The organism is Actinophytocola sp., from assembly GCF_035762905.1.
In the GTDB taxonomy this organism is placed as follows: Bacteria; Actinomycetota; Actinomycetes; order Mycobacteriales; family Pseudonocardiaceae; genus DASYTH01.
In genome coordinates this window covers 16,215-32,828 of sequence record NZ_DASUCC010000064.1, presented here as the reverse complement: position 1 = coordinate 32,828, position 16,614 = coordinate 16,215, and the positions used below count along the sequence as shown (strand labels likewise).

Below are 16,614 nucleotides of genomic sequence, written 5' to 3'. Positions count from 1 at the left end.
GTGGCCGCGCAGCGGCCACCCCGGCGAAACCCGGCGTCGTCGTTGTTACAGCGGGGGTCCGGGGACGCGGCCGAGGAGGGCTTCGATGGCGAGGCCGATGGAGAGGAGTTTGGTGTCGCTGGCCAGGGGGCCGTCGAGGGCCAGGCCGACGGGGAGGCCGCCGGACGTGAGGCCGGCCGGCAGAGAGATGCCGGGGATGCCGGCGTTGCTGCCGGGGTCGGTGTTGCGGATGTAGGTGGGGAAGGTGGGGGCGGGGGGACCGCCGTTGATGGTGACCGTGCTCGATCCGTGCTGGGTGTCCATCGGGGCGGCGGGAAGGATGGTGGTGGGGAACAGGATGGCGTCGAGGCGGTTGGCGGCGAAGTAGTCGGTGTACATCTTCTGCAGGGCGGGGCGGTGGATCTCGATGGCCGCCTTGTACTGCGGGCCGAACGCGTCGGCCAGGACGCCGCCGAAGGCCTCCTTCACGTCCGGGCTGGCGATGCTGGCGGCGATGTCGGCCAGGGTGATGCCGGTCAGTCCGGAGGCTTCCAGGTAGGCGGGCAGGTCGGCGATCGGTTCGTGCAGGGCGACCGGGAACGACACCATGTTGTTGAGTTCGAACAGGCCGGGGAGGTCGACGTCGACGAGTTCGACCCGGGCGTCGGCCAGCTTCTTCCTGGCCGCCTCGACGATCGGGGCGAGCTGGTTGTCCAGGCCGGCCCAGAAGCTCGCCGGCACCGCGAGGCGCAGGCCGGCCAGCGGCACCACGGTGGCCAGGGGAGCGCCGGTGATCACCGAGTCGAGCAGGGCGACGTCGGCCAGGGTGCGGCCCATCGGCCCGACGGTGTCGCGGGTGTGGCTGACCGGAACGATCGCGTTGGTGTCGGTGTAGCGGCGCTGGGATCCGCCGTTGCCGACCGATGGGCGCAGGCCGGCGGTGCCGGTGAGCGCCGGGGGAATCCGGGTGGAGCCGCCGGTGTCGGTGCCAAGGCCGCACGGGACGATCCGGGCGGCGATCGCGGCCGCGGTGCCGCCGGACGAGCCGCCCGGGATCCGGGTCTCGTCGTACGGATTGGCCACCGGTCCGGCGAGCAGGCTCAGGTTCGTGCTGGTGATGCCGAACGCCAGCTCGTGCATGTTGGCCTTGCCGAGCACGAGCGCGCCGGCGTCGAGCAGCTTCTGCAACGACGGTGCCGTGGTCGTGGGCTTCGAGTTCATCAACCTCGTGGTTCCGGCGCTGGTCGGCAGTTCGCGGAAGTTGATGTTGTCTTTGACCACAATGGGTAACCCGGCCAGTGCGGGCAATTCCCTGCCGGCTTCCCGGTCCGCGTCGATCTGGCGTGCGGCGGCCAGCGCGCTGGAGCCATTCATGGTGATCAGCGTGTTGAGGTGCTTCAAATTCCCGGCCCGCGTGATCAGCGCCTGGACGTACCGCTCGGCGTTGACCCGTCCGCTGCGGATCGCCGCAATCGCTTGTGCGGCAGACAGTTCGCGGAGCTCGGCCTCGGACATGTCGTCCCCGCCGGTGCCGCACCCGGCGAGCGGCGCGACCGAGACGGCGGCGCCGAGAGCACCCGAAGTTCGCAGAAACACTCGACGTCCGAACCTGCTGTTCATGCACATCTCCGGTGGGGCGCGCGGTCTGAGCCGGGTCACACCGTAGACAACGGGCTCGCCGCGTGCGGGCATATTGATAATGTGAACACGACAATTTTCGAATCCCAATTCGTGAATGGCATTCGTCGCATTATCGCCACCGCCATTCAGACCCAGGCCATACTCCTGTCATGACCACGATCTGCGTCACCGGCGCGAGCGGGAAGGCCGGCCGCGCCACGGTGTCCGAGTTGCTCGAGCACGGCTACGACGTCATCGCCACCGACCTGCGCGCGCCCGGCCGGGACATCGGAACCCCGGTGCTGCTCGCCGACCTCACCGACCTCGGGCAGGCCGTCGAGGCGCTCGACGGCGCGGACATGGTGGTGCACCTGGCGAACATCCCGGCGCCCGGCATCCATCCGCCGGCCACCACGTTCACCGCCAACATCGCCATGAACTACAACGTGTTCAGCGCCGCGACCCGGCTCGGCCACCGGCGGGTGGTGTGGGCGTCCAGCGAGACCACGCTCGGTCTGCCGTTCGACACCCCGCCGCGGTACGCCCCGGTCGACGAGGACCACTACCCGTACCCCACGACGTCCTACGCCCTGTCGAAGGTGGCCACCGAGACCGTGGCCGAGCAGTTCGCCGCGTGGTCCGGCATTCCGTTCCTCGCCCTGCGGTTCTCCAACATCTTCGACCCGGCCGAGTATCCCGGCCTGCGGGCGGCCCAGGCGGACGCACCGGCCCGCCGGTGGAACCTCTGGGGTTACGTCGATCAGCGCGACGTCGCCGCGTCCTGCCGTAACGCGCTCGAGGCCGAGGTCGCCGGCTGTTCCAGCTACATCATCGCCGCCGCCGACACGGTGATGGACCGGCCGTCGGCCGAACTGCTCCGCGAGGTCTACCCCGACACCCCGCTCGCCCGGGAGATCGGCGAGCACGAGACGCTGCTGTCCATCGACCGGGCCAGAGCGGTGCTCGGCTACGCTCCGCGGCACTCCTGGCGGGACCACCGAGCGACGTGACGCTATCCGGAGACGTGCCGCTCGAGGAACTCGTTGTGGAACTTTCCGGCGGGGTCGTAGCGCTCGATCAGCGCGCGGAAGTCGGGCAGCCGATCGTAGTGTCCACTGTGGACGAATAGTTTGCCCCAGTGCGCGCGGGGGGCGAACGGGGCGAGCGCGTCGCCGACCGCCGCGATCACCGGGAGCACCGCGTCCGCGTCCCGGATCCAGGTGAAGTGGAACGCCACCGAGTCCCGGCCGTGGCACGGGCTCAGCCATAGATCGTCCGCGGCGATCGTGCGGATCTCGGAGATGTGCAGCACCGGCGCGACCAGGTGAGCGAGCCGGTGCACCGCCTGGAAGGCGTCCAGCGCCTGGCTCCGCGGCACGAAGTACTCGGTCTGCAGTTCCTCGCCGCTGCTCGGGGTGAACTCGAGCCGGAAGTGCGGCAGCCGCTCGTGCCACGGGCCGGGCACGCCGAGCTGTTGGGTGCAGTTCTCCACCGGCATCCCGGGCACCGGATGCCGCGGCCCGTCCGCCGGGGTCGCCGGCAGCTCCGGCGGCTCGGCGCCGCGCTGCTTCACCCACACCTGGTCGACCACCGGATGGCGCCAGTCGGTGAACAGGCTGACGCTGTAGGCCAGCCCGAGTACCTCGTCGAACCGCGTGAACAGCTCCGGGTGCGGCAGGCCGTCGAACACGTACTGCCGGATCTCGAAGGACGGCACCAGCTCCAGGGTCAGGTGCGTGACCACGCCGAGCGCGCCGAGCCCGACGACCATTCCCGGGAAGTCCGGGTCGGCGTCCCGGCGCACGGTCCGCACCGACCCGTCCGCGGTGACCAACTCCAGCGCCGACACCGCGGTGGCCAGGTTGCCGTTGCCCACACCGGAACCGTGGGTGGCCGTCGCGCACGCCCCGCCGACCGAGATGTGCGGCAGCGAGCCCAGGTTGGGCAGCGCGAACCCGGCCGCGTGCAGCCGCCCGGCGAACTCGCCGTACCGCAGGCCCGCGGCCACCCGCACCTGGGACCGGTCGGAGTCGATCTCCACCACCGGTGGCAGCCCGGCCACCGACACCAGGTCCCCCGGCGTGTCCGCGATGTGGTTGAACGAGTGCGCGGTGCCCAGCGGGCGCACCCGGTCCGCCTCGGCGACCACCCGGCACAGTTCCTCGACCGACCCGGGGCGGTGCAACCGGCGTGCGCCGAACGAGACGTTGCCGGCCCAGTTCGCCACGCTCATCGGAATGAATCTACCGGAACGGGCGACACGCCCGCCGCAACCTGCGACCGGGCCGGGCGGGGCGGCTGTGGCAGGATCGCCCGGGTGCGTTTCCGAGCCGATCTGCACATCCATTCGAAGTATTCGCGGGCCTGCAGCAGGGATTGCGACCTCGAGCACCTGACCTGGTGGGCCCGGCGCAAGGGAATCACGCTGGTGGGCACCGGGGACTTCACCCACCCCGCCTGGTTCGACCACCTGCGGGAGAGCCTGGAGCCGGCCGAGCCCGGCCTGTTCCGGTTGCGCGCGGACCTGGACAGGGAGATCAATCGCCGGTTGCCGCCCAGCCTGGCCGCCGCGCCGGTGCGGTTCATGCTCTCGGTGGAGATCTCCACGATCTACAAGCGGGCCGAGCGCACCCGCAAGGTGCACCACCTGGTCTACGTCCCGGACTTCGACGCGGCCGCGGAGGTCAACCTCAGGCTGGGCCGGATCGGCAACCTCGGCTCGGACGGCCGGCCGATCCTCGGCCTGGACTCCCGGGACCTGCTGGAGATCACCCTGGAGTCCGGCCCGGACAGCTACCTGGTGCCGGCGCACGTGTGGACGCCGTGGTTCGCCGTGCTCGGCTCGAAGTCCGGGTTCGACGCGGTGCAGGACTGCTACGCCGACCTGGCCGACCACATCTTCGCGGTGGAGACCGGACTGTCCAGCGACCCGGCGATGAACTGGCGGGTGTCCGGCCTGGACCGGTACCGCCTGGTGAGCAACTCCGACGCGCACTCGCCGCCGATCCTCGGCCGCGAGGCCACGATGTTCGACACCGGCCTGGACTACTACGCGGTGAAGCACGCCCTTGAGACCGGGGACGGGCACGCCGGCTCGGTGGAGTTCTTTCCCGAGGAGGGAAAGTACCATGTGGACGGTCATCGCAAGTGCGGCGTCCGGATGGAGCCGGCACAGACCCGGGCGCACGGCGGGATCTGCCCGGAGTGCGGCAAACCGCTGACCGTCGGCGTGCTGAGCCGGGTGGCGGAGCTGGCGGACCGGCCGGAGGGCTTCCGGCCGGACGGCGCCGCCGGGTTCGACAACCTGGTGCCGCTGCCGGAGATCATGAGCGAGATCCTGGGCTGCGGGCCGAAGAGCAAGACGGTGCTCGCCGCGATCGACCGGCTCACCGCCGCACTCGGCCCGGAACTGGGCATCCTGCAGGACATCCCGGTCGACGGCATCGCGCCGCACTCGACGCTGCTTGCCGAGGCGGTGACCCGGCTGCGTCGCGGCGCGGTGCTGCGGGACGCCGGGTACGACGGCGAGTACGGCGTGATCCGGCTGTTCGAACCCGGCGAGTTGGACCGGCTCACCGCCCCGGCCCTGTTCGACGACCTGCCGGTCGCCCGGCCGGCTCCGCGCCCGGTCGCGGACCCCCCGGCCGCGGTGCGACCGGTGCCGGTTGCCGCCGAGACCGAGGCGGCGCAACCGGTTCCGGCCGGCGGGCTGCTCGACGGCCTGGACCCCGACCAACGCGCCGCGGCCGAGGCCGGCGCCGGACCGCTGCTGATCGTCGCCGGTCCCGGTACCGGCAAGACCCGCACGCTGACCCACCGGATCGCGCATCTGGTGACCGAACGGGGTGTGCCGCCGGAGCAGTGCCTGGCGATCACGTTCACCCGGCGGGCCGCCGCGGAGCTGGCCGAGCGGCTTGCCGCGCTCGCGCCGCGGCACGCGGCCCGGCTGACCGTGACCACGTTTCACGCGCTCGGGCTGCGCATCCTGCGCGAACAGCACGACCGGGTGGGGTTGAGCGCGGGCTTCGGCATCGCCGATCCGGCCCGGCAGCTGGCCGTGGCCACCGAGGTGACCGGGGACGAGCGGGCCGCCCGCCGATTGCTTGCCGCCCGGACCGGCGAGGACTACGCCCGGTACACCAAGTCGTTGCGGCACAACGACCTGGTCGATTTCGACGACCTGGTCGCGGTGCCGGTCGAACTGCTCGAGTCCGACCCGGAACTGGCCGCCGGCTACCGCGAGCGGTACCGGTGGATCTCGGTCGACGAGTACCAGGACGTCGACGAGCAGCAGTACCGGTTGCTGCGCCTGCTGGCGCCGCCGGACGGCAACCTCACCGCGATCGGCGATCCGGACCAGGCCATCTACCGGTTCCGCGGCGCCGACGTCGGGTTCTTCCTTCGGTTCCGGCAGGACTTCCCGAGTGCGACGACGGTGACGCTCGGCCGAAACTACCGGTCCAACAAGCACATCGTGGCCGCGGCGCTGCGCGCCATCGAGCCGGCCACCCTGGTGCCGGACCGCTCGTTGCGACCGATGGGCCGGTTCGGCGACGCCCTGGTCGGGCTGCATCAGGCGGCCGACGAGCGGGTCGAGGCCGAGTTCGTGGCCAGGCGGATCGAGCAGCTGCTCGGCGGTGCGTCGTTCCACGCGCTGGACTCCGGCCGGGTCGACTCGGACGGCACGGCCGGCTTGGACTTCTCGGACTTCGCCGTGCTGTACCGGACCGACCGGCAGTCGCTTCCGGTGGTGGACGCGCTCACCCAGACCGGGCTGCCGTTCCAGAAGCGCTCGCACGACCGGCTGGCCGGCCGGCCCGGCGTGCCGGCGATCCTCGCCGCGCTGCCGCACGTGACCGAACTGACCGTCGCGCAACAGGTTCGGGCCACCGCGGCGGCGCTCGCCGGTGGTGTGCCGGACCCGGAGCTCGACACGGCCGCCGAGTTGCTCACCCCGCTGGCGTTGCGCTGCGGCACCGACCTCGCCGGGTTCCGCGCCGAGTTGGCCCTCGGTGTCGAGGTGGACAGCTGGGATCCGCGCGCCGACCGGATCTCGCTGCTCACGCTGCACGCCGCCAAGGGCCTCGAGTTCCCGGTGGTGTTCGTCCTCGGCTGCGCGGACGGCCTGCTTCCGTTGCGCTGGCCCGGATCCGAGGACGACGAGGTGGACGAGGAGCGGCGCCTGCTGTTCGTCGGCATGACCAGGGCGCAACGGCACCTCTACCTCAGCCACACCGCCGAGCGGCCGCGCTCGCCGTTCCTCGCCGACCTCGACCCCCGGGTGTGGGAGCGGGTCGGCGAGGCGGCGCCGCGCCGGGCGCGGGACGTGCAACTGCGGCTGCTGTAGCCAATCAGCAGGTCGGGTTGGGGTTCCAGCCGGCCGGGTTGCCGCTGAGGATCATCCCGACGTTGGTCGAGTTGTTCGGGGCGATGTTCGCGTTCCAGTTGAGGTTGCGCACGGTCACCTCCTGACCGCTGTTGCTGACCACGCTGTTCCAGGACTGGTCGACGCTCATGCCGGGAGCGAGGGTGAACCGCGCCGCCCAGCCGTTGATCGGGGTGCTGCCGGTGTTGCGGACGATGATCTCGATCTGGAAGTGGCCCTGCCAGGAGTTCACCACGCGAATCTCCACTGTGCAGCCGGGCACCGGATTTCCGGGGGTGGTGGTCGTGGTGGTCGTGGTGGTGACCGGCGGAACGGTACCGAGCGCGGCGACCAGGGCCGGGTACCAGCGGTCGGACATCTTCTGGTCGCCGGCGGCGTTGGGATGCACGCCGTCGCCGGTGTCGGTGCCGGTGGCGAACCCGGTCCACTGGTCCACCACGGTGATCGGGGACTGCGCGGTGCTCTTCGAGGCGGCCCAGCCGGGGATGGCGTTGTTGAGGTTGACCACCCGCTGCGCGCAGTCCGCACAGTTGCTCGGGTTCATCGGGATGATCTTGGCGACCAGGATCTTCATCGTGGCCTTGCTGGCCCGCATCTGGTCGACCAGCCGGCCGAACGCGGCGAGGATCGTGTCCGGGGACAGGTTGTTCCACACGTCGTTGGTGCCGAAGTGCATCAGCACGATGTCCGGTGTGGTGGCCGCCAGCCAGCCGGGCAGCAGGTTCTGGTTGGCCACGTTGGTCGCCAGGAAGCCGCCGTGGCCCTCGTTCTCGCCGTCGTAGGGCACCCCACAGCCTTGCGGCCCAAGGGTTCCGACGAAGTCGATGTTGGTGTGCCCGGTGTTCTGCAGGCGATTCCACAGCAGCGCCCGCCAGCATCCGGGCGAGCCGGTGATCGAGTCGCCGAGCGGCATGATCTTGACGCCGGCCGCGCCGGCCTGCGGCGCCGGGCTGACCACCAGCAGTGCCGCGATGACGGTGAGGACGGTGAGGACCGCGGAGAGCAGGGCTTTCTTGCGCATGGTCGTACTCCACCCTGGTGAGCGCCTGGTTTCTGGGAGCGCTCCCAGGGTAAATGTCCAGCCCAGCGGCCCGGTAGGGGCCATCTGGGTTGGACCGGTGGTTACCGGAACAGGTCGCGTACCGCGGGGGAGCGGTGGTCGAGCACCGGCGGGATGCCCTGGACACTGGTCAGGCCGGGGTCGCCCTGCTCCGCCCGCGCCCGGGCGGCGCCGATCGCGGCCAGCTCGGGCGGGAGCGGGATGTTCGGCAGGCTCATCTCGGCCGGGCCGAGCGTGGACATGTCCGGAACGACGTCCGGCACCACGACGTCCTCCGGCAGCGGCAACTCCACGAACCGGGCGTCCGCGTACTGCGGTTCGGCCGGCGCGACCGGCTGGGGAACCGGGGGAGCCGGCGGGACCGGCTGCGGCTGGGCGACCGGCACGACCGGCCGGGGCATGACCGGCGGGCGCGGCGGCATCGGCGGCACCGGCGGCATGGCGGACATGGCCGGAGCGAGCGGGGGCCGGGCGGCCATGGGCGGCGGAACCGGCGCCACCGGGGGAGCGGGCGGCATCGGCGGGCGGGACCGGGCCACCACCGGCGGCTCGGTGAACATCGGCACCGGGAACTGCTGCGTGTCGGCGAACATCGCCGGCTGCTCGAACGGCGGCGTCTCGGCGAACCGGGCGAGCTGGTCGCGCACGGTCGGCCGGTCGAGCCTGCGATTCATCGCGGTGGTCAGCTGGTGGTCCAGCTCATCGGTCCAGCGCAGCATGCCGCGCGGGTTGTCCCAGCCCACCACGCCCACCATCGAGCCGTTGCTCAGGTAACCGGTGACCCGGTTGCCGACCGCCTCGGTTTCCTGGGCCAGCCCGAGCACACCGGCGGCCTGGATGCGGATCCCGTGCTGCTCCGACCAGAACCGCGGCACCGGCGTGAACGGCTCGGCGTTCGAACCGGCCAGCAGACTGTCCGCGGCGGCCCGGCCCATCTCGATCGCGTGCAGCCAGTGCTCGACCCGGCGCGGAACCGAGTCGAACAGCAGGTTCGGCCAGCGCGCGACGTCCCCGGCCACCACGATGTCGGACGCGCCGACCGCGTGGCAGGTGGCGTCGCACATGATCCCGTCGTCCAGGATCAGTCCCGATCCGCGCAGCCAGTCCACCACCGGCACGGTGCCGATGCCGAGCACCACGCAGGAGGCCACCACGACCTGCCCGTTGGAGAGGTACATAGCGACGCCCTCGGGCTTGGACACCCACTCCTGCACGGTGGTCTCGGTGATCACCCGCACGCCCTTGGAGCGGTGCAGGTCGGCCACCGCGTCGCCGAGGTTCACCCCGGGAATCCGGTCGAGCAACCGGTCCTCGCGGGTGATGATCGTGGCCTGCCGGTTGATCGAGACGACGGCGGAGGCGACTTCGCAGCCGACGAAGCCGCCGCCGACCACGGCCACCCCACCGCGACCGTGGGCGATCGCCCGGCGCACGGCGGCCGCGTCGGCCACGGTGCGCAGGACCTGAACCCGGGGATCGTGCCGCGGCGCGCCGGGCAGGTGCCGGGCCTGCGAGCCGGTCGCGATGACCAGCCCGTCGTACCGGATCCGCTCGTCGCCGGGCAGCGTCACGATGTGCTCGTCCGGGTCGAGCCGGGTGGCCCGGCTGGCGTAGCGCCAGGTCGCGTCCAGGTCGGTGTGCAGCGGCAGGACGCAGTCCTTGGGCCGCATGGCACCGGTGAGCAGCTGCTTGTTCACCGCGGGCCGGTGGTAGGGCCGGTACGGCTCCTCGCTGACGATCACCAGCTCGCCGTCGAAGCTCTGCTCCCGCAACCGTTCGGCGGCGCGGAGCCCCGCGGCTCCGGCGCCGACGATCACGATCCGTTCGCGCTTGCTCTCTGCGGGCATCTACCGTTCCTTCAGGACGATGGCGAGCGTGGGACAGCAGCGGACGGCCGAGCGGGCCTGGTCCAGGTGTTCGGCCGAGACGGCCCGGCGGTAGGTCAGCTCGCCGGTGATGGTGAGCTGGAACAGATCCGGGGCCTCGGCCTGACAGGTGCCGTACCGCCCGCACCGGTCGTTGTTGACGTTCACGTGCGCCACGGCGGGTTCGGTCCGCGCCGTGGTCGGTCGGGTGATCCTGCGGCTCATGGCGCGTCCTCGATCAGTCCGGTGGTGGCCAGCGCCTTGGCCGGCATGACCCGCACCGCGATCACCGCGAGCGTGGGGATCAGCAGCGTGATCCCGCCCAGCCAGAGGATGGCGACGTGGCCGTTGGCCATCGCGGTGAGCAGCGCGTGCAGGATCCCGAGGACGAACGCGACATAGGCCAGCCGGTGCACGAACAGCCAGCGCTGGTTCGACATGAACCGGCGCATTCCGGTGGCGATCACCACGACGAGTAGGCATTCGAACGCGAGGATGCCCAGCCCGGTGTAGAGCGGGCCACCCGCGTAGAAGGGGATGAGCAGGCGGGTCATGGTGTACGGATCGGCCTGCAACATGAGGTAGGACAGCGAGTGCGCGGCGATGAACGCCAGCGTCGTCGCGGAGAGGAAGATGTGTCCGCTGCGGAGCGCCTGCCGGCCGGTCACCCGGCCGACCCAGCCCATGCTGGTCAGCGCCCCCCAGCAGACGGTCAGACACATCATGGCGTAGGCGAGCCGGGCGGACAGCGCGGACACCTCGTAGACACCCGCGTCGTGCGCCCCTTGTTCCGCTGCGCTCTGCGCCATCTGGTAAAGCAATCGAGCCTCCGAGTTTGAACCGGGTGACAGGCAGGCCGGGGCGGATCCGGCCTGCCTGGCCCGTTCCAGCACTGCTTACGCAGGAGGAAACTAGCAGCGCTGGCCGTTATTGATGCACCGGACCGCTCGCTGCATGAGGGCCTCCGGCATCACGTTCTGGAAGTCGTTGTGGTCGGTGGTCGGGTTGTGCTGCACCTCCGGGAAGGCGTCCACCGCGAAGATCCGGCCGCGGGGGATGTTGTAGGTGAGGGTGATCCGCAGCTGCGGCACCGCCTGGGTTCCCTCAGGGCAGACACCCTGCTGGTTCGGGAACACGATGTGCGTGCGGTGGTTGGCGCTGTCCACGTTCTGGCCGTCCCAGCAACTGGGGAAGTCGGCCACGCGCATCAGCCGGCTACCGGGCGGGCACAGCGGGTACTTGTCGGTGAACCGGTTGGTGAACCCGGTGCAGGTCCACTTGGCGTTGGCGTTGGCGCCGTTCTGGATGGAGGCCTTGGCGTTGCCGGTCAGGATCTTGATGAACTGCGGCATCGGCACGACCTTGGCCACCGCGTTGCCGCGGAAGGTCAGGTTGACGCTTGCCGGACCGACGATGTCGCCGATGTTGTGCGGGTTCGGCGCGTCATCGGAAGCGCCGCCGCCATCGCGGTTGCGTACCCGTAGCACCGGCCAGAAGTAGGTGGACTTGTCGCCGTTGTTGCAGGTCGTTCCGGCGGCGCCCAGGCTCTCCGGGGTCGAGTTGGCGTTGGTGTCCTCGTTGCCCACGTAGTCGTGCTGGTGGTGCGCGGCGTTGATCACGCCAGGACCCACGATGTGGTTGTCGGAGTTGCGGTGGCCGTTCTGGTTCGTCCCGCAGTTGCTGGTGAACGTGCCCCGCGAGCCGGAACGCTGGACGCGCGGCTGGTTGTTGGCCGGCCGCACCTTGAGGATGTTCACGAAGTCCTGCGGGAACGGCCCGAGAGCGTCGTTGCAGCTGGGCTTGGTGAACTCCTTGACGTCCTCGGCCTGCGGCTGCGGCTCGGGGGTGTTCGGCGGCTGCGGCCCGGCCTCATCCGGAGCGTTGGCGGCCGGCGGCGCCGCGGGCTTGCCCGGGGTCTCCGAAGGCGGGTTGACCTCGGCGGGCTGCTCGGCCGAGTCGGCCGGCTGCTCGGCGGGCTGGGCCGGAGCCGGGGCCGGCTTGGGCTTGCGGAGGCCCTGGGTCTGCGGCGCCTCCTCGGCGCCCTCCTGCTCAGCACCCTGTTCCTGGGCGGGTGCCTCGGTGGCCGGTGCCTCGTTGGCGGGCGGCTGCTCGGCCGGCGCCTCCTCGGCGGGTGCCTCGTTGGCGGGCGGCTGCTCGGCCGGCGCCTCCTCCGCGGGAGCCTCGGCAGGTGGCGCGACATCGGCGGCCGACGAGCTCGGCGGGGCCTGCGGCTGCGACGGCGGGGCACTCGGCTGGGCGTCGACCGGGATGCACTCCAGGACGGACAGATCCACCCCTCTGCTCCGGTTCTTGGCAGACGCGGCGCCGGTGACTCCGATGACGACACCTGTTCCGATGATCGTCACCGCTGCGATGCCCGCGGCGATCAGCCGCCGCTTCGTGCGTTGGGGCATCTGATGTCGTGCCATGGTTTGAACCTCGCTGTTTCTTCGTTGGGTCTGGTCTCGGATTCGGCGGGTGCCCGGTCAGCGCGTGCGGAGCAGCCGCAACAGACCGAGAACCAGGACGAACTCCACGAGACAGATGCCGATCACTAGTCCAACGTCGACGCCGCTGGTGCTGGTCCGCGCACTCGCCTCGACGATGTTGTGCCGTTGCCCGTGTGCCGCGGTGGCCAGTGCCGTGCCTTCCTGTGCCTGCTGCGGCAACGCGTTGAAGTCCACCTGCCCGGTGCCCTCCAACAAGGTCATCTGGGTGCCGACCGCCACGCCGGCCCGGTCCGCGAAGGCCCGGACCATCTCGTTACGGGTTCCGGCTCTGACCTGGGCGATGACCGAAAAGACCGTGCCATGCGCCTGGCGCAGCAGGGTTGCGAAGGACTCGTCGAACTCGGGTCCCCACTTCGAGGACAGTTCGGTGAGCCACTCCTGTTGCTGCTCGCTCGGTTGGTTGGGCAGAACCACGCCGAGCTGCCCGGCGACCCTGCGGACATCTTCGTCGAGCCGCTGATGCTGCTCGGCGATCCTCGCTCCGGCCTCGCGGACCGCCTGGCTGGCGGCCTGCTGCTGGGCCTGCTGGCCGGCCGGGATCTCCCAGAGACCCGCGAGCCGCATCTTGACCAGCAGTTCCCGGTCGGAATCGCTGATGGGCGCGGGCGCCGCGGCCGCCGGCTGGACGAACCCGAAGACCAGTGCGATCAACGGCACACCCAGCACGGGCAGCACCACTCGGCCCACGCCCTTCCTGTCCACTGTGGATCAAAGTTTCCTTTCTGCGCAAGGAGATTCCTCGGTCACCAGCAGGTGCGGTCACCAGCAGATACGGAAACCTGGGGATCACGGTTCAATCACGGTCACGAAGAAGATGTGACCTGGATCACTCGACTTGAGGCCATACGGGGGTCCAGGATGGCCCCCGTGAGTCGGCGCCAGAGCACGAGAGTCGATCTTGCCGGCGCAGACGGCGTTCCGGACAAGGACGAGGCTCTCGTCAGGATGCTCTACCGGGAGTTCGGTGGAGCCTTGTTCGGCCACGTCCTGTACCTGACCGGCAACGATCGGCAGTGGGCCGAGGACGTGGTGCAGGAAACGCTTGTCCGTGCCTGGAAGAACGCCGACAAGCTCGATCGGGATCCGGGTATGCTCCGGGCTTGGCTGTTTACGGTGGCGCGTCGTATTGTGATCGACGGCAGGCGGAGCCACAGTGCACGACCACGCGAAGTTGACATCGCGCCGCTCACGCTCGTGCCGGTGCCGGACCGTTCGGAGCAGTCGCTGTCAGCTATGGTCGTAGCAGACGCCTTGCAGGGCCTTCGCGCGGAACATCGCGAGGCAATCGAGGAAACTTACTTACGGGGCCGCACAATCAACGAGGCCGCGCAGGTACTTGGCGTTCCACCGGGGACCGTCAAGTCGCGGGTCTATTACGCGCTTCGCGCCCTCCGCCGGGCGCTTCGGGACGGGGAGTGATCGACGATGCACCCACCCCAGAGGGTCGATCACGTCGATGTGGCCGCGTATGCGCTCGGGATTCTCGATGAGGGCGATCACACCGCCTTTCAGGCGCATTTCGCCAAGTGCGCGCGCTGCCGGGCCGAGTACCGGGAGTTCGCCGACCTGCCGATGCTGCTGGACCAGCTGAAGCCGGCGCCGGACAAGCGCGGTAAGCCGGCCAGGTCGCCGGCGCTGCCGAGCAAGCGGGTGCTCGCCGGCGCGCTGGAGCAGGTCAGCTCGACCCGGTCCGCCCACCGGCGCACCGTATGGCTGGGTGCCGCGGCGGCCGCCGTGCTGCTGGTGGCCGTGCCGACCGTCGTCGTCACCGTGGCGAACAAGGGCCAGAGCGGCCAGGTCGCCGCCCCCACCGTGACGGTCAGCGTGCCCGCGGAGTCCACCCCGTACCAGCCGCCGGAGACCGGGACCGACGTGGTGGCCGCCGCCCGCACGGTGTCCGGCACCAACCAGGAGACCGGCGTCGGCGCCACCATCGGCATCGAGCCGGAGACCTGGGGCACCAAGATCAACCTTGAGCTGCGTGGGATCGTCGGACCGATGAACTGCCAGCTGATCGCCGTGACCAAGTCCGGTGAGCTGTACACCGTGATCAGTTGGAAGGTCCCGGCCGCCGGGTTCGGCGTGCCGGCCTCCCCGGAGCCGTTGCGGATCCAGGGCGGGCTCAGCGTGAGCTCCGAGGACATCGCCATGTTCAGCCTGCGCCGGCTGGACGGCACCCCGATGCTCGACGTTCAGGCCTGATCCGACGCCTTTCCGAACCATTCCTTTGGTATCGTCGATTCCGACGGTTCACCTTTCCACTTCATCGTATTGGGTGTGTGATCGTGTCTTCCCGACGGCTGTTGTATGCTCGCGACGATTTCCGGGGATATGGAGGTAAGGCGGACATGGCCCAGAAAGTCATCGTGGAGCTGGTCGACGACCTGGACGGCACCGCGACCGACGGCATTAGCACGGTGAGCTTCTCCATCGACGGCGCCGACTACGAGATCGATCTCAACGAATCGAATGCCGAGCACCTGCGGGGAACGCTCGAGGAGTTCATCGCCGCCGCGCGGCGCACCGGGGGCCGGGCCAAGCGAAACTCGGGCAGTGCCGGGCCGTCCCGGCCGGCGGCCAGCCGGGAACAGACCCGGGCGATCCGGGAGTGGGCCCGGCAGAACGGCTTCGACCTCGCCGACCGCGGTCGTATCCCGGCCAACGTCATCGAGGCATTCGAAGAGGCGCAATCCACCACCAAGGGGAAGCGCGGTAAAGGCAGCAAGGCGAAGCTGCCCTCGTTCTCCGGCTGAACCCCGCCCCGGGGCATTCCGTCCATTCCGTTGAACCGGCGTCGAGCGATTAGGCTCGACGCATGGCCATCACGACGACGAACCCGGCGACCGGCGAGACCGTACGCACCTTCGACGCCCTCGGTGATCGGGAGATCGCGGAGCGGATCGCCTTGGCCGCCGAGACATTCTCCAGCTATCGCCGAACCAGCTTCGCGCAGCGCGCCGAGTGGATGCGGACCGCCGCGGACATCCTGGACGATGCCGCCGAGGACATCGCCGCGCTGATCACCCTCGAGATGGGCAAGACCATCAAGGCCGCGAAGGCCGAGGTGGCCAAGTGCGCCACCGGCGCCCGGTTCTACGCCGAGCACGCCGAGCGCTTCCTCGCCGACGAGCCGGGCGATGCCGGGGCGGTGTCCGCGGCCGCCGCCTACACCCGCTGGCAGCCGCTCGGCCCGGTGCTGGCCGTCATGCCGTGGAACTTCCCGCTCTGGCAGGTGGTCCGGTTCGCCGCGCCGGCCCTGATGGCGGGCAACGTCGGGCTGCTCAAGCACGCCTCCAACGTGCCGCAGACCGCGCTGCGGCTGGAGGAGGTGTTCCTGGCCGCGGGCTTCCCGCCCGGGGCGTTCCAGACCCTGCTGATCGGCTCGGGCGCGGTCGAGGCCGTGCTCACCGACCCCCGGGTGGTGGCCGCCACGCTTACCGGCAGCGAACCGGCCGGCCGGGCGGTGGCCGCGACCGCCGGCCGGGAGATCAAGAAGACCGTGCTCGAACTGGGCGGCAGCGACCCGTTCGTGGTGATGCCGTCGGCCGACCTCGAGCGGGCCGCGGCGGTCGCCACCACCGCGCGCTGCCAGAACAACGGGCAGAGCTGCATCGCCGCCAAGCGGTTCATCGTGCACGCCGACGTGGCCGAGGAGTTCGCGCGGCTGTTCGTGAAGAACATGTCCTCGCTGGTGGTCGGCGATCCGATGGACGAGCACACCGACATCGGCCCGCTGGCCACCGAGCAGGGGCTGCGCGACGTCGAGGAACTGGTGGACGACGCGGTCGGCAAGGGGGCCGAGGTGCACTGCGGCGGCCGCCGGGTCGACCGGCCCGGCTGGTTCTACCCGCCGACCGTGGTCACCGGTGTGACGCCGCGAATGCGGATGTACCGCGAGGAGGTGTTCGGGCCGGTGGCCGGGCTGTACGTGGTGCCGGACATCGACGCGGCGATCGGGCTGGCCAACGACACCGACTTCGGGCTCGGTGCCAACGCCTGGACCGAGGACCTCGCCGAGCGGGACCGGTTCGCCGACGAGCTGTGGGCCGGTCAGGTGTTCGTCAACGGTATGGTCACCTCCTATCCGGAGCTGCCGTTCGGTGGCGTGCGGCGCTCGGGCTACGGCCGGGAGCTGGGCGCGCTGGGCATCCGCGAGTTCTGCAACGCCAAGACGGTGTGGATCGGGAGATGATC

The 16,614-nt window shown here is 70.5% G+C and carries 14 protein-coding genes; 6 read left to right on the top strand and 8 right to left on the bottom strand.

Going from position 1 to position 16,614, the window contains the following annotated elements; genetic code table 11:
- Positions 1–45: 45 nt before the first annotated feature.
- Positions 46–1,575 (bottom strand): indoleacetamide hydrolase, encoded by a 1,530-nt coding sequence (gene iaaH / locus VFV67_RS12760; RefSeq protein WP_326469883.1) that lies wholly within the window; start codon positions 1,573–1,575, stop codon positions 46–48.
- A 194-nt stretch (positions 1,576–1,769) separates the two neighbouring features.
- Between iaaH and VFV67_RS12755 the strand changes: the two genes are divergently transcribed.
- A complete protein-coding gene (locus tag VFV67_RS12755; protein WP_326469881.1) occupies positions 1,770–2,609 on the top strand; it encodes an NAD(P)-dependent oxidoreductase in 840 nt (279 codons plus the stop codon).
- 2 nt (positions 2,610–2,611) lie between these two features.
- On the opposite strand, the gene VFV67_RS12750 is transcribed toward VFV67_RS12755, so the two are convergent.
- Complete coding sequence (locus VFV67_RS12750; protein ID WP_326469879.1) at positions 2,612–3,832, bottom strand: FAD-binding protein; 1,221 nt, start codon at positions 3,830–3,832, stop codon at positions 2,612–2,614.
- Positions 3,833–3,916: 84 nt separating this feature from the next.
- Here VFV67_RS12750 and VFV67_RS12745 point away from each other — a divergent pair, with 84 nt between their 5' ends.
- Entirely contained in the window at positions 3,917–6,946 is a 3,030-nt protein-coding gene (locus tag VFV67_RS12745) for a UvrD-helicase domain-containing protein (RefSeq protein ID WP_326469877.1), read from the top strand.
- A 4-nt stretch (positions 6,947–6,950) separates the two neighbouring features.
- On the opposite strand, the gene VFV67_RS12740 is transcribed toward VFV67_RS12745, so the two are convergent.
- The 6 genes from VFV67_RS12740 to VFV67_RS12715 all read right to left on the bottom strand — a co-directional run bounded on the left by VFV67_RS12740 (position 6,951) and on the right by VFV67_RS12715 (position 13,107).
- On the bottom strand, positions 6,951–8,006 hold the full coding sequence (locus VFV67_RS12740; protein WP_326469875.1) for a cellulose binding domain-containing protein: 1,056 nt from the start codon (positions 8,004–8,006) through the stop codon (positions 6,951–6,953).
- A gap of 101 nt (positions 8,007–8,107) precedes the next feature.
- On the bottom strand, positions 8,108–9,892 hold the full coding sequence (locus tag VFV67_RS12735; RefSeq protein ID WP_326469873.1) for an NAD(P)/FAD-dependent oxidoreductase: 1,785 nt from the start codon (positions 9,890–9,892) through the stop codon (positions 8,108–8,110).
- Complete coding sequence (locus VFV67_RS12730) at positions 9,893–10,135, bottom strand: ferredoxin (protein ID WP_326469872.1); 243 nt, start codon at positions 10,133–10,135, stop codon at positions 9,893–9,895.
- Entirely contained in the window at positions 10,132–10,719 is a 588-nt protein-coding gene (locus VFV67_RS12725; RefSeq protein ID WP_326469869.1) for a ferric reductase-like transmembrane domain-containing protein, read from the bottom strand. The genes VFV67_RS12730 and VFV67_RS12725 overlap by 4 nt, the downstream gene beginning before the upstream one ends.
- Positions 10,720–10,821: 102 nt before the next feature.
- Positions 10,822–12,339, bottom strand: a complete 1,518-nt coding sequence (locus VFV67_RS12720; RefSeq protein ID WP_326469867.1) for a DUF1996 domain-containing protein — start codon at positions 12,337–12,339, stop codon at positions 10,822–10,824.
- Positions 12,340–12,396: 57 nt separating this feature from the next.
- Entirely contained in the window at positions 12,397–13,107 is a 711-nt protein-coding gene (locus VFV67_RS12715) for a DUF4142 domain-containing protein (protein ID WP_326469865.1), read from the bottom strand.
- 180 nt (positions 13,108–13,287) lie between these two features.
- Between VFV67_RS12715 and VFV67_RS12710 the strand changes: the two genes are divergently transcribed.
- The 4 genes from VFV67_RS12710 to VFV67_RS12695 all read left to right on the top strand — a co-directional run bounded on the left by VFV67_RS12710 (position 13,288) and on the right by VFV67_RS12695 (position 16,612).
- On the top strand, positions 13,288–13,839 hold the full coding sequence (locus VFV67_RS12710; protein ID WP_414636237.1) for a sigma-70 family RNA polymerase sigma factor: 552 nt from the start codon (positions 13,288–13,290) through the stop codon (positions 13,837–13,839).
- A gap of 6 nt (positions 13,840–13,845) precedes the next feature.
- On the top strand, positions 13,846–14,622 hold the full coding sequence (locus VFV67_RS12705) for a zf-HC2 domain-containing protein (RefSeq protein WP_326469862.1): 777 nt from the start codon (positions 13,846–13,848) through the stop codon (positions 14,620–14,622).
- 146 nt (positions 14,623–14,768) lie between these two features.
- The gene (locus VFV67_RS12700; protein ID WP_326469860.1) at positions 14,769–15,173 is read left to right on the top strand and encodes an Lsr2 family protein; all 405 of its coding nucleotides are present in this window, start codon (positions 14,769–14,771) and stop codon (positions 15,171–15,173) included.
- 62 nt (positions 15,174–15,235) lie between these two features.
- The gene (locus VFV67_RS12695) at positions 15,236–16,612 is read left to right on the top strand and encodes an NADP-dependent succinic semialdehyde dehydrogenase (RefSeq protein ID WP_326469858.1); all 1,377 of its coding nucleotides are present in this window, start codon (positions 15,236–15,238) and stop codon (positions 16,610–16,612) included.
- The last annotated feature ends 2 nt before the right edge of the window (positions 16,613–16,614 follow it).